This window comes from Micromonospora sp. AB353 (assembly GCF_049538395.1).
GTDB classification, from domain to species: Bacteria; Actinomycetota; Actinomycetes; order Mycobacteriales; family Micromonosporaceae; genus Micromonospora; species Micromonospora aurantiaca.
This window is the reverse complement of record NZ_JBMVFV010000051.1, coordinates 14,536-34,536: the sequence shown is the minus strand read 5'-3', so window position 1 is coordinate 34,536 and position 20,001 is coordinate 14,536. Positions and strand designations below refer to the sequence as shown.

General features: G+C 73.7%; 21 protein-coding genes. 8 read left to right on the top strand and 13 right to left on the bottom strand.

Annotated elements, in window-relative coordinates; all coding sequences use genetic code 11:
- The first annotated feature begins 6 nt into the window (after nt 1-6).
- Both ACPCK6_RS20225 and ACPCK6_RS20220 read left to right on the top strand, forming a co-directional pair.
- Nucleotides 7-981 (top strand): efflux ABC transporter ATPase subunit, DrrA-related, encoded by a 975-nt coding sequence (locus ACPCK6_RS20225; protein ID WP_396883011.1) that lies wholly within the window; start codon nt 7-9, stop codon nt 979-981.
- Nucleotides 978-1,760 carry an ABC transporter permease gene (locus ACPCK6_RS20220; protein WP_423481892.1) on the top strand — a complete coding sequence of 261 codons (783 nt, stop codon included), beginning with the start codon at nt 978-980 and terminating at the stop codon, nt 1,758-1,760. The genes ACPCK6_RS20225 and ACPCK6_RS20220 overlap by 4 nt, the downstream gene beginning before the upstream one ends.
- A 420-nt stretch (nt 1,761-2,180) precedes the next feature.
- Here ACPCK6_RS20220 and ACPCK6_RS20215 read toward each other — a convergent pair whose 3' ends face one another.
- The 6 genes from ACPCK6_RS20215 to kdd are packed head-to-tail and all read right to left on the bottom strand — an operon-like array spanning nt 2,181 to nt 8,846.
- Nucleotides 2,181-3,515: a glutamate mutase L gene (locus ACPCK6_RS20215; protein WP_423481891.1), complete on the bottom strand. Its 1,335-nt coding sequence runs from the start codon at nt 3,513-3,515 to the stop codon at nt 2,181-2,183.
- On the bottom strand, nt 3,512-3,904 hold the full coding sequence (kal, locus tag ACPCK6_RS20210) for a 3-aminobutyryl-CoA ammonia lyase (RefSeq protein ID WP_423481890.1): 393 nt from the start codon (nt 3,902-3,904) through the stop codon (nt 3,512-3,514). Before kal ends, ACPCK6_RS20215 begins: the two co-directional genes overlap by 4 nt.
- On the bottom strand, nt 3,901-4,656 hold the full coding sequence (gene kamE, locus ACPCK6_RS20205) for a lysine 5,6-aminomutase subunit beta (RefSeq protein WP_396883015.1): 756 nt from the start codon (nt 4,654-4,656) through the stop codon (nt 3,901-3,903). The genes kal and kamE overlap by 4 nt, the downstream gene beginning before the upstream one ends.
- Nucleotides 4,653-6,212 (bottom strand): lysine 5,6-aminomutase subunit alpha, encoded by a 1,560-nt coding sequence (gene kamD / locus ACPCK6_RS20200; RefSeq protein ID WP_396883016.1) that lies wholly within the window; start codon nt 6,210-6,212, stop codon nt 4,653-4,655. Before kamD ends, kamE begins: the two co-directional genes overlap by 4 nt.
- Complete coding sequence (locus ACPCK6_RS20195) at nt 6,209-7,780, bottom strand: amidohydrolase (RefSeq protein ID WP_423481889.1); 1,572 nt, start codon at nt 7,778-7,780, stop codon at nt 6,209-6,211. Before ACPCK6_RS20195 ends, kamD begins: the two co-directional genes overlap by 4 nt.
- Nucleotides 7,781-7,784: 4 nt before the next feature.
- Nucleotides 7,785-8,846 carry an L-erythro-3,5-diaminohexanoate dehydrogenase gene (gene kdd / locus ACPCK6_RS20190; protein WP_423481888.1) on the bottom strand — a complete coding sequence of 354 codons (1,062 nt, stop codon included), beginning with the start codon at nt 8,844-8,846 and terminating at the stop codon, nt 7,785-7,787.
- A gap of 143 nt (nt 8,847-8,989) precedes the next feature.
- Here kdd and ACPCK6_RS20185 point away from each other — a divergent pair, with 143 nt between their 5' ends.
- On the top strand, nt 8,990-10,396 hold the full coding sequence (locus tag ACPCK6_RS20185) for a KamA family radical SAM protein (protein ID WP_194802508.1): 1,407 nt from the start codon (nt 8,990-8,992) through the stop codon (nt 10,394-10,396).
- A gap of 57 nt (nt 10,397-10,453) precedes the next feature.
- On the opposite strand, the gene ACPCK6_RS20180 is transcribed toward ACPCK6_RS20185, so the two are convergent.
- The gene (locus tag ACPCK6_RS20180; protein ID WP_018784383.1) at nt 10,454-10,648 is read right to left on the bottom strand and encodes a CsbD family protein; all 195 of its coding nucleotides are present in this window, start codon (nt 10,646-10,648) and stop codon (nt 10,454-10,456) included.
- Between the two features lie 123 nt (nt 10,649-10,771).
- Nucleotides 10,772-11,689: a LysR substrate-binding domain-containing protein gene (locus ACPCK6_RS20175; RefSeq protein ID WP_423481887.1), complete on the bottom strand. Its 918-nt coding sequence runs from the start codon at nt 11,687-11,689 to the stop codon at nt 10,772-10,774.
- A 73-nt stretch (nt 11,690-11,762) separates the two neighbouring features.
- On the opposite strand from ACPCK6_RS20175, the gene ACPCK6_RS20170 reads away from it, so the two are divergent.
- Both ACPCK6_RS20170 and ACPCK6_RS20165 read left to right on the top strand, forming a co-directional pair.
- On the top strand, nt 11,763-12,737 hold the full coding sequence (locus ACPCK6_RS20170) for a DMT family transporter (RefSeq protein ID WP_423481886.1): 975 nt from the start codon (nt 11,763-11,765) through the stop codon (nt 12,735-12,737).
- 63 nt (nt 12,738-12,800) lie between these two features.
- Nucleotides 12,801-13,412, top strand: coding sequence for a histidine phosphatase family protein (locus ACPCK6_RS20165; RefSeq protein ID WP_423481885.1), 612 nt, complete (start codon nt 12,801-12,803; stop codon nt 13,410-13,412).
- On the opposite strand, the gene ACPCK6_RS20160 is transcribed toward ACPCK6_RS20165, so the two are convergent.
- Genes ACPCK6_RS20160 through ACPCK6_RS20140 form a run of 5 tightly spaced genes read right to left on the bottom strand, consistent with a single transcriptional unit; the run spans nt 13,345 to nt 16,523 of the window.
- Entirely contained in the window at nt 13,345-13,848 is a 504-nt protein-coding gene (locus ACPCK6_RS20160; protein ID WP_128138189.1) for an Lrp/AsnC family transcriptional regulator, read from the bottom strand. The two genes, ACPCK6_RS20165 and ACPCK6_RS20160, sit on opposite strands and share 68 nt — an antisense overlap.
- A gap of 59 nt (nt 13,849-13,907) precedes the next feature.
- Nucleotides 13,908-14,123: a DUF433 domain-containing protein gene (locus tag ACPCK6_RS20155; RefSeq protein WP_013286269.1), complete on the bottom strand. Its 216-nt coding sequence runs from the start codon at nt 14,121-14,123 to the stop codon at nt 13,908-13,910.
- A 9-nt stretch (nt 14,124-14,132) separates the two neighbouring features.
- Nucleotides 14,133-15,275 carry an acyl-CoA dehydrogenase family protein gene (locus tag ACPCK6_RS20150; RefSeq protein WP_318334016.1) on the bottom strand — a complete coding sequence of 381 codons (1,143 nt, stop codon included), beginning with the start codon at nt 15,273-15,275 and terminating at the stop codon, nt 14,133-14,135.
- Entirely contained in the window at nt 15,272-16,381 is a 1,110-nt protein-coding gene (locus ACPCK6_RS20145) for a M24 family metallopeptidase (RefSeq protein WP_423481884.1), read from the bottom strand. The genes ACPCK6_RS20150 and ACPCK6_RS20145 overlap by 4 nt, the downstream gene beginning before the upstream one ends.
- Nucleotides 16,382-16,391: 10 nt before the next feature.
- Entirely contained in the window at nt 16,392-16,523 is a 132-nt protein-coding gene (locus ACPCK6_RS20140) for a hypothetical protein (protein WP_396883025.1), read from the bottom strand.
- A 284-nt stretch (nt 16,524-16,807) separates the two neighbouring features.
- Between ACPCK6_RS20140 and ACPCK6_RS20135 the strand changes: the two genes are divergently transcribed.
- The 3 genes from ACPCK6_RS20135 to ACPCK6_RS20125 are packed head-to-tail and all read left to right on the top strand — an operon-like array spanning nt 16,808 to nt 19,997.
- Nucleotides 16,808-17,278, top strand: a complete 471-nt coding sequence (locus ACPCK6_RS20135) for a hypothetical protein (protein WP_396883146.1) — start codon at nt 16,808-16,810, stop codon at nt 17,276-17,278.
- Nucleotides 17,278-18,675 carry an amino acid adenylation domain-containing protein gene (locus ACPCK6_RS20130; protein ID WP_423481883.1) on the top strand — a complete coding sequence of 466 codons (1,398 nt, stop codon included), beginning with the start codon at nt 17,278-17,280 and terminating at the stop codon, nt 18,673-18,675. The genes ACPCK6_RS20135 and ACPCK6_RS20130 overlap by 1 nt, the downstream gene beginning before the upstream one ends.
- Nucleotides 18,672-19,997 (top strand): vWA domain-containing protein, encoded by a 1,326-nt coding sequence (locus ACPCK6_RS20125; RefSeq protein ID WP_423481882.1) that lies wholly within the window; start codon nt 18,672-18,674, stop codon nt 19,995-19,997. Before ACPCK6_RS20130 ends, ACPCK6_RS20125 begins: the two co-directional genes overlap by 4 nt.
- The last annotated feature ends 4 nt before the right edge of the window (nt 19,998-20,001 follow it).

Sequence of the window (20,001 nt, the reverse complement as noted above, 5' to 3'; positions counted from 1 at the left end):
ACTCCCATGACCGACGACGCGACGGCCGTACTGGCCGACGGGATACGGAAAACGTACGGACGCACCACCGCCCTGGACGGCTTCGACCTGGCCGTGCCGGCCGGCACCGTGTACGGGGTGCTCGGCCCGAACGGGGCGGGCAAGACCACTGCGGTGCGGATCCTCACCACGCTGCTGCGTTTCGACGCCGGCCGGGCCCGGGTGGCCGGGTACGACGTCGCCTCCGACCCGGACCGGGTCCGCGCCGCGATCAGCCTGACCGGGCAGTACGCGGCGGTCGACGAGGTGCTCAGCGGACGGCAGAACCTGGTGCTGTTCGGACGGCTGCGGCGGCTGTCGGCGCGCCGGGCCCGCCGCCGCGCCGACGAGCTGCTGGACCGGTTCGGCCTGACCGAGGCGGCGGACCGGTCGGCGGGCGGCTACTCCGGTGGGATGCGCCGCCGCCTGGACCTGGCGGCCAGCCTGGTGGTCCCGCCGCGGGTGCTGTTCCTCGACGAGCCGACCACCGGCCTGGACCCGCGCAGCCGCAACGGCCTGTGGACGGCGGTGCGGGAACTGGTCGCCGACGGCACCACCGTGCTGCTGACCACCCAATATCTGCAGGAGGCCGACCATCTCGCCGACCGGGTGTGCGTCATCGACTCCGGCCGGGTCGTGGCCGAGGGCACCCCGGAGCGGCTGAAGGCCCGCATCGGCGCCGACCGGCTGGAACTGGTGGTCCGCGACGTGGCGGACCTGCCCGCCGCGGCGGCGGTGGTGGAACGCGCCACCGGCGCGACCGCGACGGTGGACGTCGAGCTGCGGCGCGTCGACGCGCCGGTGGCCGACCGGATCGCTGTGCTCACCGCCGTGCTGAGGGCCCTCGACGAGACCGGGATCGCCGTGGACGACGTGCTGGTGCGCCGTCCCACACTGGACGAGGCGTTCCTGCGGCTCACCGGCGGCCACGCCGACGCGCAGCGGGTGGGGGTGGCGTCGTGAGGGCCCTGACCGACGGGTGGCTGATGGCCGGGCGGAACATGCGGCACGTGGTGCGCGCCCCCGAGGAGATCATCATCTACTTCAGCCTGCCGATCATGTTCGTGCTGGTGTTCGGCTACGTGTTCGGCAGCGGCATGTCCGTGCCGAGCGACGGCAGCTACCGGGAGTTCCTGCTGCCGGGCGTGTTCGTCATGACGATGCTCTACGGCCTCGGCGCGACCGCGTCGGCGATCGCGGCCGACGCCGGCCGGGGTGTGGTGGACCGGTTCCGGTCCCTGCCGATGGCCCGTTCGGCGCTGCTGTCCGGCCGCGCCGGCGCCGACCTGGTACGGGCCTGCCTGGAGATGACCACGCTGGTGGTGTGCGGGCTGCTGGTGGGCTGGCAGTGGCGCGAGGGCACCGGCCCGGCGCTGGCCGCGGTGGCGCTGATCCTGCTGCTGCGCGTCGCGATGACCTGGGTGGGCATCCTGTTCGGGCTGCTCGTGCCGAACCCGGACACGGTCGCGGTGGTGGTGTTCCCGCTGGCGTTCCCGCTGACCGCGCTGTCCAACGTGTTCGTGGCGCCGGAGCTGATGCCGGACTGGCTGGGCGCGATCGCCGCCTGGAATCCGCTGTCGGCGACGGTGGCGGCGGCCCGGGACCTGTTCGGCAACCCGGGCCTGAGCGGCGACTCGTGGCCGGCCCGGCACGCCCTGGAACTGGCGATCGCCTGGCCGCTGACGCTGATCGCGGTGGCCGCACCGGCGGCGGTGCGCCGCTACCGGCGGCTGGGCCGCTGACAAGGGCCGGAGTATCGGGGGGATGAAATCGGGGCGCGGCCGAAGCCGCGCCCCGATGCTCCCAGGCCCTTCCCGGCCGGTGGGGCGAAGACGATCGGCGCCGACCTTCGGACCGACCCGACGTGGACTGGCTGCCCCCGCCTGGCCGTTGTCTACTGGCCGTGCCTCTCACCCTGCCCGTACACCGGTAACCGCGGCCGGTTCGCGCCGCCCCGCCGACCCCCGCCCGCTGGACCTGGCCGCCGCAACCTTCCGGTCGCTCGGCCAGCGGACGAAGGGACGAAGCGAACAACAGCCGCTTCCCGTGGTAGGACTCAAAGACGGTACGGCGTAGACCCCCGCCGCTGTCAACCCACCCGGGCCTGTCGTGTGTTGCGACACGGCGTGTCGCGTCGGCGCGTCTCGATTCGTGAGGCCGGTTCAGGCGCCGAGGTGGTGCCGCAGCATCGCCGCCGCCGCACCCGGATGGTCGTCGGCGAGCAGCCCCGCGGCGGCCAGCACGTAGTCCACGTCGACGACCGGGCGGGCCGCCCGTGGCAACGCCCACCCGCCGGCGTGGTCGGTGAGCACGGCGTCGAGCACCGCCGCCGCGTCACCCGGGTCGGCGTGCCGCAGCACCCCGCCGGAGCCGACGAGCAGCTTCACCTCTCGCAGGTCCCGCCCGGCCCGCTCCCCCGTCGCCGCACCCCGCGCGTGCCGCCGCAACGCCACAGTCGCCGCCAGCGCCGCGATACGCCGGTCCACGGCCCGCTCGCCGTCACCGGCGGGTAGGAACCCCGGGTCGGCGGCCCGTACCGCCGCCGCGACCGTCAGCTCCGCCTCCTCGGCCGCGTCCAGCAGCCGCTCCTCGGCGGCGGCGCGCACCACACCCGGCGCGCTCCACCGCATGCCCAGGTCGCCCTCGACGGTGCGGGCCCGCCACAGCGTCCCGGCGACCTCCTGGCTGGGGCCGCTGTCGCGCTCGTCGGGGGTGAGCACCGAGTACACGTCGGTGGTGGCCCCACCGACGTCCACCACGGCGAGGTCACCGCCGAGCGTGCCGGCGAGAACCTCCACGCCGGTGAGCACCGCGTCGGGGGTGGCGGCGCGGACCAGCCGCGCGAACCGCGTACCCCGGGACAGCTTCTTGCCGCCGATGACGTGCCGCAGGAACACCTCCCGGATCGCCGCCCGCGCCGACGCCGGCTCCAGCACCCCGATGCGGGGCAGCACGTTGTCCGCCACCGTCACCGGCACCCCCGCGCCCGCCAGCAGCGCGTGCAGGCCGGCGCGCACGTCGGCGTTGCCCGCCAGGACCACCGGCACCCGGAAGCGGGCCTTCGCCAGCCGCGTCGCGTTGTGCGTCACCGTCTCGAAGTCGCCGCCGTCGGTGCCGCCCACCAGCAGCACCACGTCCGGGCGGGCCGCCCGCAACGCCGCCACGTCCGCCCCGGCGAGCCGCCCGGCGGCCACGTGCACCACGTTCGCGCCCGCCGACAGACCGACCCGCCGGCCCGCCTGAGCGGTCACGAGCGGCTCGTAACCCACCACCGCGAGGCGCAGCCCACCCCCGGCCGACGAACACACGTACCAGGGCACCTCAGCGACCCCGGCCGACGCGGTGGCCGCGCCGACCGCGGCGTCCAGGCCGTGCAGGACGTCAGTGCCCACCGTGGTGGGCGCCGACGCCGCCGCGACCAGCCGGCCGCCGTCGAGGTCCACCACCGCGGCCTTCGTGTACGTCGACCCGACGTCCGCGCAGACGACGGCGCTCACGGCTGCTGGGGTACGACCACCGTGCCGGTCGCGGTGACCGCCACGATCGGCTCGTCGAGCACCTCGGCGGCCGACTCGCCCCTGTCCGGGCGGCCCCGGCACACCACGGTCGCGGCGAAGTCGACGGTGCGGCTGCGGGTGCCCACCCGGGTCACCGTCGCCGTCACCTCCAGCACGTCACCGGCCTTCATCGGCGCCCGGAACTGCACGTCGGCGTACGAGGCGAACAACCCCTCGTCGCCGTCGGTGCGGATGCACACCTCGGTCGCCACGTCCCCGAACAACCCCAGCGCGTACGCCCCGTCGACCAGGTTGCCCGCGTAATGGGCGTGGGAGTACGGCACATACCGGCGGTGGGTGACTGTCAGACCGACACGCGGATCGCTCATGCGACGTTCGCCTTCCTGGAGGTGATCAGAGCGTGGACGAGGTAACTGGCGACCTCGCCCGGGGTGGTGCCACGGCCGAAGATGCGGTCCACGCCCAGCTCGCCGGTCATCGTCTCGTCGAACCGCGGCCCGCCGACGATCAGCAGCGGCCGCCGCCCGGCCGGCATCGCCTCCCGGAACGCCGCCGACATCTCCCGCGTGTTGTGCAGGTGCGCGTCACGCTGCGTCACCACCTGCGACACCAGCACCGCGTCGGCGCGTTCCCGACGGGCCGCCTCGACCAGCTCCGGCACGCTCACCTGCGCGCCCAGGTTCGTGACCTTCAGCTCCCGGTAGTACTCCAGGCCCTTCTCGCCGGCGATGCCCTTGACGTTGAGGATCGCGTCGATGCCCACGGTGTGCGCGTCGGTGCCGATGCAGGCGCCCACCACCGACAGCTTGCGGCGCAGCCGCCGCTTCACCACCGCGTTGACCTCCTTGGCCGACAGCAGCGGATAGTCACGCTCCACCACCTGCACCTTCGACAGGTCCACCAGGTGGTTCACCCGCCCATACACCACGAAGAACGTGAACCCGTCACCGATCGGCTTGGCGTGCACCAGCATCGCCGGGTCCATGCCCATCTTGTTGGCGAGCTGCACCGCCGCGCCCTCGGCCCGCTTGTCGTGGGGCACCGGCAACGTGAACGACACCTGCACCATGCCGTCACCGGTGGTGTCCCCGTACGGCCGCACGACCGTCTTCTCGCTCACAGGGTCTGCTCCAGGATCTCCGTGGCCGGGTTGTAGTAGTCCGCCTCGTGCCGCGCCACCCCGTCGAGGCCCTTGCCCCGGTCCGCCGGCCGCTTCATGATCCCGAACGTGCCCTCGGCGATGGCCGTCAGCAACGACTGGTCCCCGATGCGCTCCAGCAGATCCACCGCCTCACCGAGCACCCGGTGCGCCCGCTCCTGGATGAACCCGCCCGGCGCCGGCACGAAGTCCTCGTGCAACCCGCCCGCCGCGCCCAGCACGTACCGCACGTTCTGCAGGGCGATGTCCCGGTCCGACAACCACGGCGTCACCACCGCCTCGGTCATCATCCCCACCAGCAGAATCCCCTGCCCGGTCATCGTGCCCACCAGGTTGAAGAACCCGTCCAGCAGGTTGCCCCGGAACACGTCACCGGTCATGTGCTTCGTCGGCGGCATCCACTTCAACGGCGCGTCCGGGAACAACTCCCGCGCCAGCAACGCGTGCGCCAGCTCCAACCGGAACGACTCCGGCACATCCGGGTTGATCTCGAACGCGTGCCCCAGCCCCAGCTGCCAGTCCGCCAGCCCCGCCTCGTGCGCGAAGAACTCGTTCAGCAACTGCGACACCGTCACCGTGTGCGCCTCGTCCACCGCATCGGCGGTGGTCAGGTAGTTGTCCTCACCGGTGTTGATGATGATGCCCGCCCGCGCGTGCACCTGCCGCGAGAACCGCTGATCCACGAACGTCCGGATCGGGTTGATGTCGCGGAACAGGATCCCGTACATCGAGTCGTTGAGCATCATGTCCAGACGCTCCAACCCGGCCAGCGTCGCCATCTCCGGCATGCACAGACCCGACGCGTAGTTCGTCAACCGCACGTACCGGCCCAGCTCCCGCGACGACTCGTCCAACGCCGCCCGCATCAACCGGAAGTTCTCCTGCGTCGCGTACGTACCCGCGAACCCCTCCCGGGTCGCCCCCTCCGGCACGTAGTCCAGCAGCGACTGCCCCGTCGACCGGATCACCGCGATCACGTCAGCGCCGGCCCGCGCCGCCGCCTGCGCCTGCGGGATGTCCTCGTAGATGTCACCGGTCGCCACGATCAGATAGATCCACGGCCGCCGCTCCGGATCACCGAACCGCTTCACGAGGCGGTCCCGCTCCGCGCGCCGCCTGTCGATGCCGCGGATCCCCGCCGCCACCGCCTTACGCGACGCCCGCCGCGCCGCCGTCGCCGCCTTGCCCGACGGCTGCGCGAACCGCACCGACCCGGCCGCCGCCTTCTGCGCCAGCAACGTCACATCCGTGATGCCCTCACGCGCCAGCGCGTCGAACACCGGCGCCGCCACCCCGTGCCCCAGCCCCACGTCCGCGACCACCGCGTCCACGAGCCGGTTCACCCACGGAATACCGTCCGGGTCCGCGCCGGTCACCCCGGCCAGCCGCAGCACCGCCCGCTCCACCGACACCGTGGTGTGACTACGCGCCAGATCCACCACCGGCTGCCCGGCCCGGCGCGCCAACTCCCGCGCCCGCCCCACCAGCGCCGGATCCAGCCCAAGCTTCCCTGTCACGAAGACCCTTCCTGATAGATCACGTCACCGCGCAACACCGTGGCCCGGCACACCGGCAGCGGCGTCGGATCGTCCGCGCCCCGCAACTCCGGATCCTCGGCCAGCACCACCGGCAGCCCCCGCTCCACGCCCGCCGGGGAGTCCCACACCGCGAACGTCGCCGGCGCCCCCAACGCCAGCACACCCTCGTTGTCCAGGTGCACCGCCCGCCACCCGCCGCGCGTGTGCGCCGCGAACGCCGCCCGCACACTCATCCGCTGCGCCGGGCTGTGATGCGCCGCCGCCGCCCGCACCGACCCCCACGGATCGATCGGCGTCACCGGCGAGTCCGATCCGAACGCAAGCGCCACCCCGACGCCGTGCATCGCACCCATCGGATTCGACTCCAGCGACCGCGCCAACCCCAGCCGCGACTCGTACATCCGGCCCGCGCCGCCCCACAACCTGTCGAACGCCGGCTGCATCGACGCCACGATCCCGTACTCCACGAACCCGGCGATCAACGCCTTGCTCATGATCTCCGCGTGCTCCACCCGGTGCCGGGCCGCCCGCAACCGGTCCACACCCAGCGACCGCGCCGCCAGACCAAAGCCCTCCAGCACCGTCCCGATCGCCGCGTCCCCGATCGCGTGGAACCCGCCCTGCAACCCGTGCGCCGCACAATCCAGCAGATGATCACGAACCTGCTCCGCCGACACGTACCCGTGCCCGCACGCCCCCGCCTCACCGTCCAGGTACGCCGCCGACACATGCGCCGTCCGCGACCCCAGCGCCCCGTCGGCGAACAGGTCACCACCCGCGCCCACCGCGCCCAGCTCCCGGGCCTTCGCCGCACCCAGCAACTCACCCCAGTACCCGTACACCTCCGGCACCCCGGCCCCCGAGATCGCCAGCAGCCCGGTGAAGTCCTCCTCGTCGGAGATGTCCGGACCACCGCACTCGTGCACCGCCGCGACACCCAGCGACGCCGCGTGCTCCAAGGCCCGCCGCTGCGCCGCCACCCGCTGCGCCCGCGACACCGACGCGAACGCCGCCGACCGCACCACGTGATGCGCGTCGCGCCGCAACCACCCCGACGCCTCGTACCCGGCCGCCGACCCCACCTCCGGGCACGCCGCCAGCAACGCCGCCGACACCAGCGCCGAATGGATCGACGCCTGCGACAGATACACCCGCCGCCCACCAGCCGCCCGGTCCAGCGCCGCCGCATCCGGCAACACCGGATCCGCCCAGCCCGACTCGTCCCAGCCGTGCCCCAGCACCACCGCGTCACCCGGCAGACCCGCCGCGAACGCCGACACCGCCTCCAGCAGCTCACCCGCCGACCGCACCGCCGACAGATCAAGCCCCGACAACGCCAACCCGGTATCGGTCGCGTGCACATGCGCGTCCACGAACGCCGGCGTCACCAGCGCACCGCCCAGCTCCACCACCCGGTCCGCCCGCGGCGCCTCCGCGTCGGTTCCCAACCAGGCGATCCGCCCGTCCCGCACCAACAGCGCCGTCGCGCTCGGGTCCGCCGGACAGTGCAGCACTCCACCGCGATACAGCGTCGAGGGGTTCGTCATGGTCTCAGTCTGCCGTCAGACGCGCCTCGAACAGGCCGCGCACCCCCGGCTCGGCCCGCAACAGATCCAACGCCAGCGCCGCATGCCCCGGCACGTACCCGTTGCCCACCAGCATCGTCACGTCCGCCGCCAGGCCCTCCGCACCCAGCGCCGCCGCCGCGAAGCTCGTCGCCATCGAGAAGAAGATCACCGTACCGCCGTCCGCCGTGGCCAGCACCGCGCCGTGCTCACACCCCGGCACGTCCACGCACACCACAGTCACGTCCGCCGGCACACCCAGCGCCGTCGTCACCGCCGTCGACAGCGCCACCGGATCCCGCGCGTCGGCCAGCGCCACCACGTCGGCCAGCCCGGCCGCCGTCAGCGAGTCCCGCTCCGCGACCACCGGAACCACCCCGACGGTACGGGCGGCGCCCGCCCGCCGCGCCGCCGCAAGGGACAACGACCCGCTCTTGCCGGCCCCACCGATCACCGCCACCGACACCGGACGCGGATCACCCTCACGCGAGCGCCGCGCCACCTGCTCGGCCACCACCCGCGCCGTCAACGCCGGCGCCCCGCACACGTCCAGCACCGCCAGGGACAGCTCGGGGTGCAGGTCCGGCGGCAGCACCGCCGCGATCGACCGGGCGAACAGGATCGCGTACCCGTCGCACGGCACCTGCTCGCTGCGCCCGTCCCAGCGGGCCAGCCCGTCGGTGATCGTCAGCGGCGTCAGCGTCAGCGACACGAGCGTCGCCACCCGGTCACCCGGCTTCAGACCCAGCGGCGAACGGCGGCCCGCCTCCTCGACGGTGCCGATCAGCATGCCGCCGGAACCGGTCACCGGGTTCTGCATCTTCCCCCGGGCCGACACGATCTTCAGCACCTCGGCGCGGACCTTCTCCCCGTCGCCGCCGTGCTTCTCCGCCAGCTGCCGGAAACTCGCCGCGTCCAGGTTCAGCCGCTCGACCCGGATCCGCACCTCGTTCGCCGCGATCCGCGGGTCGGGGTCCAGCCGCCAGGCCGCCTGCGGGAGCACCCCCGCCGGTTCCACGACTCGGTGCAGACCCACCGGTGACGTCACGCCGACCCCCTATGTCCAGCCGCCCGAACCCCCGGTCAGGGCTCGCGTCGCGGGAAAACTTCCGGCAGACTAATTTCTTCACCGCAGATTTTCCAGTAGCCTACGCATCCGTTGATCACACCGCACACTGACGAGGAGGGGCCGTGACCCAGACCCAACCGGTGGAGACCATCCCGACGCCCCGCCCCGCGCCGGTCGCCGTTCCGACCGCCGGACAGCCCTACGAATACCGCCGCGCGCCCCTCGTCGAACCCGACTGGACCCGCTTCCCCGGCTGGCGCCACATCACCCGCGAACAGTGGGAGAGCGCCCAGTGGCAACGGGTCAACTGCGTCAAGAACATCAAGCAACTGCGCGCCGTCCTCGGCGACACCGTCGACGAGACCTTCTACGCCGACCTGGAGGCCGACCAGAAGGCACTGGCCACCATGTCCATGCTGGTGCCGCCGCAGATGCTCAACACCATGGTGCCGTTTGAGCCGATGAGCACCGAGGCGCTGCTCGCCGACCCGATCCGCCGCTACATGATCCCGGTCGCCTCCGACCGGCGCACCGACTGGCCGTCCCACCCGTACGCCAGCCGCGACAGCCTCCACGAACACGACATGTGGGTCGCCGAGGGTCTCACCCACCGCTACCCCACCAAGGTTCTCGCCGAGCTGCTCTCCACCTGCCCGCAGTACTGCGGCCACTGCACCCGCATGGACCTCGTCGGCAACTCCACCCCCGCCGTCGACAAGCTCAAGCTCACCCTCAAGCCGGTCGACCGCTACGACGCCCACATCACCTACCTCAAGGCCCACCCGGGGGTCCGTGACGTGGTCGTCTCCGGCGGCGACGTCGCCAACGTGCCGTGGCGCAACCTCGAGTCGTACCTGATGCGCCTGCTGGAGATCGAGACGATCCGCGACATCCGGCTCGCCACCAAGGCGCTCATGGGCCTGCCCCAGCACTGGCTCCAGCCCGACGTGGTCGAGGGCCTCGAACGGGTCGCCCGCACCGCCGCCCGCCGCGGCGTCAACCTGGCCATCCACACCCACGTCAACCACGCCCAGTCGCTGACCCCGCTGGTCGCCAAGGCCGCACAGACCGCACTCGACGTCGGCGTCCGCGACGTCCGCAACCAGGGCGTGCTCATGCGCGGCGTCAACGCCACCAGCGCCGACCTGCTCGACCTCTGCTTCGCGCTGCAGGGCGAGGCGGGCATCCTGCCGTACTACTTCTACATGTGCGACATGATCCCCAACGCCGAGCACTGGCGCGTCCCGGTCTGGCACGCCCAGCAGCTCCAGCACGACATCATGGGCTACCTGCCCGGTTACGCCACCCCGCGGATCGTCTGCGACGTGCCGTTCGTCGGCAAGCGCTGGGTGCACATGCTCACCGACTACGACCGTGAGCGCGGCATCTCGTACTGGACCAAGAACTACCGCACCTCGATCGAGTCGGCCGACCTGGAGGCGCTCAACAAGCGCTACGCCTACTACGACCCGATCGACACGCTGCCCGAGGCCGGCCAGGCCTGGTGGCTCGCCCACCGCGACGACTGACCCCGGACACCCGACGGCGGGCCACCTCAGCGATGAGGTGGCCCGCCGTTCGCGTACTCACTTGTCGAAGGCGTCCTTGACGTCGCGGCCGGCCTGCTTGGCGTGCTCCCCGGCCTGCCGGGCCCGCGCCGTGCTCTGCTCGGAGGCGCCCTCGGCCCGCAACCGCTCGTTGTCGGTCACGTCGCCGATCCGCTCCTTGGCCATGCCGCTCATCTCCTGGGCCTTGTTCTTCGCCTTGTCGGTGAAGCTCATGTCGCCCTCCCTCGTCCGGCTGCGCCTTGCCCTTGTCGCGTCCCCGGTGAGTGTCGTGTCAAACGCTGTTGACCGGCGCGCATCGCGTGCGGCGTCCTAGGATAATAGGTTGAAGGGGTGCGACTACCGGTCGAGGTCGCGGACCCGCTCCGTGACGGCGGCCAGGAACGCGGTGAGGGCGGGCGCCGGCGGCGTGTCCCGGGTGACAGCCACCAGGCGGCGCCGGAGGGCGGTCTCGGCGATGCCCCGGACCGCCAGCGCCGGGTCGTCCCCGGGCAGGGCCAGCGCCGGCATCAGGGCGACGGCCGCCCCGGCCCGGACCAGCTCCAGCTGCACGTCCGCGTCGCTGGAACGGTGCCGCAGGTCCGGTTCGTAGCCGCCGAGCCGGCGGCACGTCCCGACCACCATGGCGTGGTGCCCGGTGCCCTCGGCGGACGCGGTCCACACCTCGGACCGCAGGTCGGTGACCGCGACGTGTCCCCCGGGCCCGGCCAGGGAATGCGCGGCGGAAAGCACGAGCCGCAACGGCTCCTCGAGCAGGACCGTGAAGCGAAGCCCCGCCGGGCGAGGGCGGGGCTGGCTGTCGTACTCGTCGCCGATGACCAGGTCGACGGTGCCCAGGCGCAGGCCCGGCAGGGACTGTTCGAGTTCCAGCTCGAAGATCTCCATCCGGACCCGCGGGTGCTCGGCTCTCATCCGGGCCACGGCCGGTACCAGCAGGCGACGCGCCGCCGACTGCAGACCGCCCGCCCGGACGGTCCCACGGACGTCACCGTCGAGGGCGGCCAGGTCGGCCTCCGCTGCCTCCGCCGCCGACAGCAGCACCCGGGCGTGCCGGGCGAGCACGTGCCCGGCCTCGGTGAGCCGTACGCCCCGGCCCGCCCGGCCCAGCAGCCGGACGCCCACCTCCTTCTCCAGCAGCGCCAGTTGCTGCGACACAGTCGACGGGCTGTAGCCCAGAGCCGCGGCGACAGCGGCCATCGTGCCGCGCTCCTCGAACTCCCGAAGAAAGCGCAACCGCCGCAGGTCCAGCTCGATCATTCGGGAATCCTAATGATTCACCTGCGGAATTCATCGCTGGACCCGGGCAGTCGGTGCCGGTGATCCTTGGCGCGTGGGTGCCGCACTGTGTCTCCTCTCCGCCGCCTGCTTCGGCGCGATGGCCGTCTTCGGCAAGCTCGCGTACGACGCCGGTGTCTCCCCGACGGCTCTGCTGCTGGTGCGGTTCGGCCTGGCCGCCGTCCTGCTCGGGCTCGTCCTGCTCACCCGGCCGGGCCTGCGCCGCGCGGTGCCGGGCGACGCCGGAGGTGGGCGGCCGGCGACGAGGCGTGGACGGGTGGTGGCCGTCGCCCTCGGACTGGGCGCGATCGGGTACGCGACACAGGCGAGCCTGTACTTCTCCGCGCTCGAACTGATGGACGCGTCCCTGCTGGCGCTGATCCTCTACACGTACCCGGTCCTGGTGACGGTGGCGGCGGTCCTGCTCGGCCGGGACCGGCTCAGCCCGCGACGCGGTGCGGCGCTGGTGGCCGCCTCGGGTGGAACGCTGCTGGTCCTGCTCGGCGCCGGTGGCGCGGGCTTCCATCCGCTCGGGGCGCTGCTGGCCTTCGCCGCCGCCGTCACCTACACGGTCTACATCCTGGTCTCCGACACCGTCGTGCACCGGCTGGCACCCGTGGCGCTGTCGGCGCTGGTGATGACCGGCGCCGCCGGCACCCTCGGCGCTCGCGCCCTGGTCACCGGCGGCGCCGACCTGAGCTTCGGGTGGCGGGGATGGTTCTGGCTGGCCGCCATCGCCCTGATCTCCACGGTCGTGGCGATGCTGGCCTTCTTCGCCGGGCTGAAGCGCACCGGTCCGTCGACCGCGGCCATCCTGTCCACCTTCGAGCCGGTGGTCACCGCCGCGCTGGCCACGCTCACCCTCGGCGAGGCACTGACCCCCGCGCAGCTCGCCGGCGGCGCGCTGGTGCTGGCCTCGGTCGCGGTCCTGCAACTGCGTCCCGGCGACGCACGCGCCCGGGAACGGGCGTCCGGCCGGCCGGTCCCGGCACGCGACGGCCTGATCGAACCCACGCCGGCGGCCCGGTAGCGCCCGCCTTCCCCGGTGAACCGTCGGCGGGCCGGACCCGCCCCGGCGTGGTTGACTGGGCCGGTGAACGAGATCCTGCTGATCCGGCACGGCGAGACCACCTGGAGCGCCGCGCACCGGCACACCTCGTACACCGATCTGGACCTGACCCCCGACGGCGAGCGGCAGGCCCGCGCGCTGGCCCCGCTGCTCGCCGGCCGGCGCTTCGCCCGGGTGCTGTCCAGCCCCCGGCAGCGCGCCACCCGCACCGCCGCCCTGGCCGGGCTCACCGTCGACGCCATCGAGCCGGACCTTGCCGAGTGGAACTACGGCGAGTACGAGGGCCGCACCACCACCGACATCCAGGCCGACCGGCCCGGCTGGTCGATCTGGACCGACGGCGGCCCCGGCGGCGAGTCACCGGAGCAGGTGGGCGCCCGCCTGGACCGCGTGCTGGACCGGATCGCGCCACTGCTCGAACAGAGCGACGTCGCGCTCGTCGGGCACGGGCACAGCCTTCGTGTGCTCGGGGCGCGCTGGATCGGGCTGCCGCCCTCGGCCGGGGCGCTGCTGCGGCTGGACACCGCCACGCTCAGCGTGCTCGGTCACGAGCACGGCCGGCGGGTGCTCAGGCGGTGGAACCTGCCGGCTCCGCCGACGGGCGGGGACGCCCCCGGCCGGTCAGCTCGCCACTGATCTTCGGCGGCCGGTTCTCGTACGGCGTGGACAGCACCACAGTCGTGCGCGTGGTGACGTTCGCGGCGGTACGGATCTCCTGCAGCACCCGCTCCAGGTCGGCCGGGCCGGCCACCCGCACCAGCAGGAGATAGAAGTCCTCCCCCGCCACCGAGTAGCACGAGTCGATCTCGGGCAGGTGCGCCAGCCGCTCCGGCGCGTCGTCCGGCTGCGACGGGTCGAACGGCCGGATCGCCACGAACGCGGTCAGCGGCAGGTCCAGCGCCTCGAACGACACCCGCGCGGCGTACCCCTTGATCACCCCGCGTTGCTCCAGCCGGCGGACCCGCTGGTGCACGGCCGACACCGACAGGCCCACCCGCTCGGCCAGATCCGTGTACGACAGCCGACCGTCCCCGGTCAGCGCGGCGACGATGGCGCGGTCGATCTCCTCCACGCGCTGCACAGTAGCCGGAAAAGCGCTCCCACGCCGCACCCGGCCCGCCGCGGTGACGCTCAGCGCGCCGTCCGGTCGCGCACCGCGTCCGCCGCGTAGTTCAGCACCTCCGCCATGTCCTCCTCGTCCAGGAACGGCAGGTCGGTGAGGATGTCCGTGACGGACATGCCCTCGGCCATCATGGCCAGCAGGGTGGCCACGGGGATGCGCGACTGCCGTACGCAGGGCGCACCCCCCATGACGTCGGGGTCCACGGTGATCCGGGGGAAGGTCACCGCGACAGGCTAGCCCTTCGCCAGCGCGCGGGAGATGACCAGCCGCTGGATCTGGTTGGTGCCCTCGACGATCTGGAGCACCTTGGCCTCCCGCATGTACCGCTCGACCGGGTGGTCGGCGACGTACCCGGCGCCGCCGAGCACCTGCACCGCGTCGGTGGTCACGCGCATCGCCACGTCCGTGGCGAACAGCTTCGCCTTCGCCGCCTCGATCGAGTACGGGCGGCCGGCGTCGCGCAGCCGCGCGGCGGCGAGCGTGAGCGCCCGCGCGGCGGAGATCTGGGTGGCGGCGTCGGCCAGGTTGAACCCGAGCCCCTGGAAGTCGATGATCGCGCGGCCGAACTGGCGGCGCTCCCGGGCGTAGCCGACCGCGTAGTCCAGCGCGCCCTGGGCCAGGCCCACCGCGCACGCGGCGATGCCCAGGCGGCCGGAGTCCAGCGCGGACATCGCGATGGTGAACCCGGCCCCCTCACCGCCGATCAGCCGCTGCGCCGGCACCCGCGCGTCGTCGAAGGCGATCTGCGCGATCGGCGAGGCGTGCAGGCCCATCGTGCGCTCGGCGGCCTGCGGGTGGATGCCCGCCGTGGACCGGTCCGCCAGCAGGCAGGAGATGCCCTTCGGGCCGGGGCCGCCGGTGCGGCAGAAGATGTTGTAGAAGTCGGCCACCCGGGCGTGCGTGATCCACGCCTTCGTGCCGGTCACCACGTACGCGTCGCCGTCGCGCACCGCCCGCGTGGTCAGCGCCGCCGCGTCCGAGCCACCCTGCGGCTCGGAGAGGCAGTACGCGCCGAGCAGTTCCCCGCCGATCATGTCCGGCAGCAGTTCGCGCTGCTCGTCGGTGCCGAACTGGGCCAGCGGGTAGCAGGACAGCGTGTGCACGCTGACCGCCTCGGCCACTGCCAGCCACCGGCTGGCGAGGATCTCCAGCACCTGGAGGTACACCTCGTACGGCTGGGCCGCGCCGCCGTGCTCCTCCGCGTACGGCAGGCCGAGCAGGCCGGCCCGGCCCAGGGTGCGCAGCACCTCCCGGGGGAACTCGGCGCGGGCCTCGAAACCGGCGGCGGCCGGGGCCAGCTCCCGGTCGGCGAGTTCGGTGGCGAGGTCCAGCAGGTCGTGGGCCTCGTCGGTGGGCAGGATCCGGTCGACGTTCATAGCGCGATGAGCTCCGTGGGGGTGGTGTTGAGCCGTTGCCCGCCGTCCGTCGTGCAGACGACGATGTCCTCGATCCGGGCTCCGTGCCGCCCGGCGAGGTAGATCCCGGGTTCGACCGAGAAAGCCATGCCGGCCTCGAGCGGCCGGGGGTTGCCGGTCACCACGTACGGCTCCTCGTGGCCGTCGAGGCCGATGCCGTGACCGGTGCGGTGCAGGAAGGCGTCGCCGAGACCGGCGGCGGCGATGACGTCGCGGGCGACCGCGTCGAGGGCCTCGGCGGTCACACCCGGCGCGACGGCGGCCACGGCGGCGCGCTGCGCCTCCCGCAGCACCGCGTAGTAGTCCACGAACTCGGCCGGTGCGGGGCCGCCGGCGACGTACATGCGGGTGCAGTCGGAGCGGTAGCCCGACGGCATGGTGCCGCCGATGTCGACCACCACCGGCTCGCCGGCGCCGATCGGGCGGTCCGAGGTGCCGTGGTGCGGGCTCGCGCCGTTCGGGCCGGCGGCGACGATGACGAAGTCGACGGCGGCGTGCCCGGCCGCCCGGATCGCGGCGGCGAGGTCGGCGGCGACCTCACGCTCGGTGCGGCCGGGGCGCAGCCACTCCCCCATCCGCAGGTGCACCGCGTCGATCGCGGCGCCCGCCTCGGCCAGCGCCGCCACCTCGGCCGGCGACTTGCGGATCCGCATCTCCCGCAGCACGTCGGAGGCGAGCCGCTGGGCCGCGCCGGGCAGCGCGTCGCGCAGCGCGAGGACCTGCTGCGCCCACATCCGGTCGGCCAGCCCGACGGCGCGGACCGGACCGGGCAGCGCCGCGCGCACCAGCGGCCACGGGTCGGTGCCGTCGGCGTGGTCGACGATCCGGTACCCGGTGCCGGGCGCGGCCTCGGCGTCCGGCCGCTCCAGCACCGGCACGATCAGCGTCGGCTGACCCTCGGCGGGCAGCACCAGGCAGGTCAGCCGCTCCCCCTCGCGGGCGTCGTAGCCGGTCAGATAGCGCAGGTCGGAACCCGGGGTGAGCAGCAGCGCGTCCAGGCCCGCCGCGGCGGTGGCGCGCTGGGCCGCGACGAGACGCCCGGCGGGGTACAGTTCCTCGATTCCCACACCCCGAAGCTTAACGGTCGTTTGGGTACGGGCGGGAGTCCGGGCGATGCCCGCAGACGCCGGCCAGCCGGTCCGCCTCGATCTTGGTCATGCCCGATGCCTGGAGCAACTCGCCGACCACGATGAACAGCTGCGAGGCCACGATCGTGCCGGAGAAACCCAGACCGGCGGCACGCGCGGCCTCCCGAGCCCGCGCCCGGGCGATGTCCGGGCTCGATCACGCCCCCCTCTACCCGCCGGGCCGCACGGTATTCCCGGTGCCGCCCGCGACGGCGCTCCTGTCGTACCCGTGGTCCATGATCCTTGTCGTCACAGCGGCACGGATCACGGCCGGCGACGGCGTCCCGGCGTGCCCGGCGACGGCCGGCCGGCGGGGAGGTCGGGAAGATGACGGAGGCGAACGACGCCTCGTGGCGACGGCGCAGCGTGCTGCGGGTGGCGCCGCCCGCGCGGGCCCGCAAGCTGGCCAAGGTGCCCTTCGTGGAGCTGGCCGACGGGCGGTTGCAGGGGGTGGTGTCCAGCGGCTCCGACGTGGAACGCGTCTACGTCTCCTCGGTGACCGCCGGCACGCACGCGGTCAACTGCAGCACCAACAACAACCGGCCCTGCGGCGGGCTGCGCGGCACCATGCTCTGCAAGCACCTGCACGCGCTGGCCGACGAGGCGGTGCTGCAGTACGGCGCCACGCAGGTCGCCCGCTACCTGCGGGTGGACGTGGGCGACGGCGTCGACAGCGGCACCGCCCTGCTGGCCCGCACCGACGCACGGCACGAGCCGGGCCCGGCCGCCGTGGTGTTCAGCCGCTTCCTGCGCCACCTGGCCTACCTCGAGATCCCGGCCGCCACCACGGCGGTGCCGGAACTGCACTGGTTCCCGGCCACGGCGGCGGTGCGCTGATGCTCGCCGCGCACCTGACCCGGCTCCACGACGGGACGATCCCCGGCCTGGCCGAGACGCTCGCCGTCGTCGACCGCGCCGACGACACGCTCACCGCCGGGCTGGCCCGCGCCGACGAGCCCGGCGCCGCCGCCTGGGCCGCGCTGGCCGCCGCGGTCGGCGGCACGCCGCTGGCCGGACGGACGGACGCGGCGGCCGGCGCGGTCCGCACCGGCGCGCTCGCCGAGGACCACCTGGCCGCCCTCGCCGGAGCCCGCGCCGCACTGCTCGGCGCGGCACACGACGCCCTGCTCGACCACCTCGACACCGCGCTCGGCCGGCCCCGCGCGTCGTGGACCGCCGCACCGGACGGCACCACCGTCTCCCCGCCCGCCGTGGCCGGCGCGCGGGCCTGGCTGCACGAACTGGCGCTCGCCGGCTGGCGCGGCACCGACCACGAACTGGTCTCCGCCGCCGCCGCGCCGGTCGAGGCCGCACTCGCCGACCCGGCGTCACGCCGCATCGCGGTGCTCCTCGACGGCCTCGCCGCCGAACTGCGCGCCGCCCTGCCGGTGGCGTCACTGCCGCAGGTGCCCGCCCGCCGGTGGGCCGACCTGTGGACCCGCGCCGTCCTGCTCACCCTCGGCGCGCACGGCGAGACCGCGCCCGGCGAGGCGGTGTCCGGCCGGCTGCTGCCCCTCGGCGTCGACCTGCACGAGCACGACACCGCCTTCCAGGCGCAGGTACACGCCCTGCTCGAACCGGCCGGCGGCGGCGCGCCCCGGCTCGTCCGGGTCACAGTGGTCGCGGCGAAGGTCGCCACCATCGTCGGCCCGGCCTGCTGGCGGCTGCTGGAGGCGTACCCGGTCCTGCTCACCGCCCTGGCCCAGCGGCGGGCGATCACCGTCACCGACCTGACCGCCCACGGCGCGGACCTGCGCTGGGCCGAGGACCGGGCGGCCCTCGGCGAGCCGGCCGACCCGTTCGCCACGGCCCGGGTGCTGCTCGCCGGCGCCACCGCCGCGGCGACCCCACCGCTGCTGCGCCACCCCGCCGCGATCGCCGAACCGGTACTGGTCGAGGGCTACACCGTCCGCGACGACGACGGCGTCCCGGTGCTCGACCTCGACGGCCGGTCCCTGCACCTGGCCACCGACCGGCTGCCCGCCGCCGGTCCGCTCACCCCCGCGCTGGTCGCCGCCTCCACCGCCTGCCTCGGCCTGCTCCGCTGGGACGACGGCCGCTGGCTGCTGCAACCCCTCGCGGTCCGGGCCACCGTCAAGCGGCAGACGGCCGAGGCGCACAACGGCGACTGGGCGTGCGGCGTCACCGACCCGAAGACGGCCAAGGCCGAGGCCAAGGCGGGCGACGCCGTGGCGGTGCTGCGCGAACGCGCGGGACGGTTGCTGCGCCGATGACCGAGGACCGCACCCACGCCAACCGCCGCCAGGTGCTCTACTGGCGGCTGCTCGCCCGCCTGTTCCACCCCGACGAGCAGCCCGGGCTGGAGTCGGCGAGCGTCGCCGTCGTCGACGACCTCGGCCTGCCGGCCGCGCTGCTGGACCCGGCCGTCTCCGTCGACACCGTCGTGCAGCGCTTCCCGGCCCTCGCCGGCGAGCTGCGCGGCCTGCTCACCCCCGGCGACGACACCACGGCCGCCGCCGGGCCGTTCCAGCCGGCCGAGACCGAGGTACGCCGCGCCGCGCTGGCGTCCAAGCTGCTGCTCAACGTGTTCGCCACCGGCGGCGGCCAGGTCAGCGCCGGGCAGCTCGCCCGTTGGCAGGCCGACGCCGGCTGGTTCGAGCAGGCGTGCGGCGCGCAGCCCGGTGAACTGCGCCGCGAGGGCACCGGCCTGGGTGCCACGCTCGCCGGGCTGGAGGGTGACCTGGTGGCCCGGATGCGGCTGCGCGAGGTGCTCGCCGACCCGTCGCTCGCCGCCCGGCTTACCCCGAGCATGTCCCTGATCGAGCAACTCCTGCGGGACAAGTCCAACCTGTCCGGGGTGGCGCTCGCGAACGCCAAGTCCCTGATCCGCCGCTACGTCGACCAGGTCGCCGAGGTGCTGCGTACCCAGGTCGCGCAGGCCACCGTCGGGGCCGTCGACCGGTCCGTGCCGCCCAAGCGGGTCTTCCGCAACCTCGACCTGGACCGCACCATCTGGCAGAACCTGACCAACTGGAGCCCGGACGACGAGCGCCTCTACGTCGACCGGCTCTACTACCGGCAGACCGCCCGGCGGACCACCCCGTCGCGGCTGATCGTGGTCGTCGACCAGTCCGGCTCGATGGTCGACTCGATGGTCAACTGCACCATCCTCGCCTCGATCTTCGCGGGCCTGCCCAAGGTCGACGTGCACCTGATCGCGTACGACACCCGGGCGCTGGACCTCACCCCGTGGGTGCACGACCCGTTCGAGGTGCTGCTGCGCACCAAGCTCGGCGGCGGCAACGACGGCCCGGTCGCCATGGCCCTGGCCCGCCCCAAGATCGTCGAGCCGCGGAACACGGTCATGGTCTGGATCTCCGACTTCTACGAGTTCGACAGATCCCAGCCGCTGTTCGACGGCATCGAGGCCGTGCACCGCTCCGGCGTGAAGTTCATCCCGGTCGGCTCGGTCAGCAGCTCCGGCAACCAGAGCGTCAACCCCTGGTTCCGGCAGCGCTTCTCCGACCTCGGCACTCCCGTCATCTCCGGCCACATCCGCAAGCTCGTCGCCGAGCTGAAGAACTTCCTCACCTAGGAGA

Coding starts and splice junctions, on each gene's coding strand:
- ACPCK6_RS20225 (WP_396883011.1), top strand. CDS start 7: ATGACCGACGACGCGACGGCCGTACTGGCCGACGGGATACGGAAAACG.
- kal (WP_423481890.1), bottom strand. CDS start 3,904: ATGAGCGATCCGCGTGTCGGTCTGACAGTCACCCACCGCCGGTATGTG.
- ACPCK6_RS20195 (WP_423481889.1), bottom strand. CDS start 7,780: ATGACGAACCCCTCGACGCTGTATCGCGGTGGAGTGCTGCACTGTCCG.
- ACPCK6_RS20180 (WP_018784383.1), bottom strand. CDS start 10,648: ATGAGCTTCACCGACAAGGCGAAGAACAAGGCCCAGGAGATGAGCGGC.
- ACPCK6_RS20175 (WP_423481887.1), bottom strand. CDS start 11,689: ATGATCGAGCTGGACCTGCGGCGGTTGCGCTTTCTTCGGGAGTTCGAG.
- ACPCK6_RS20150 (WP_318334016.1), bottom strand. CDS start 15,275: ATGAACGTCGACCGGATCCTGCCCACCGACGAGGCCCACGACCTGCTG.
- ACPCK6_RS20130 (WP_423481883.1), top strand. CDS start 17,278: ATGCTCGCCGCGCACCTGACCCGGCTCCACGACGGGACGATCCCCGGC.
- ACPCK6_RS20125 (WP_423481882.1), top strand. CDS start 18,672: ATGACCGAGGACCGCACCCACGCCAACCGCCGCCAGGTGCTCTACTGG.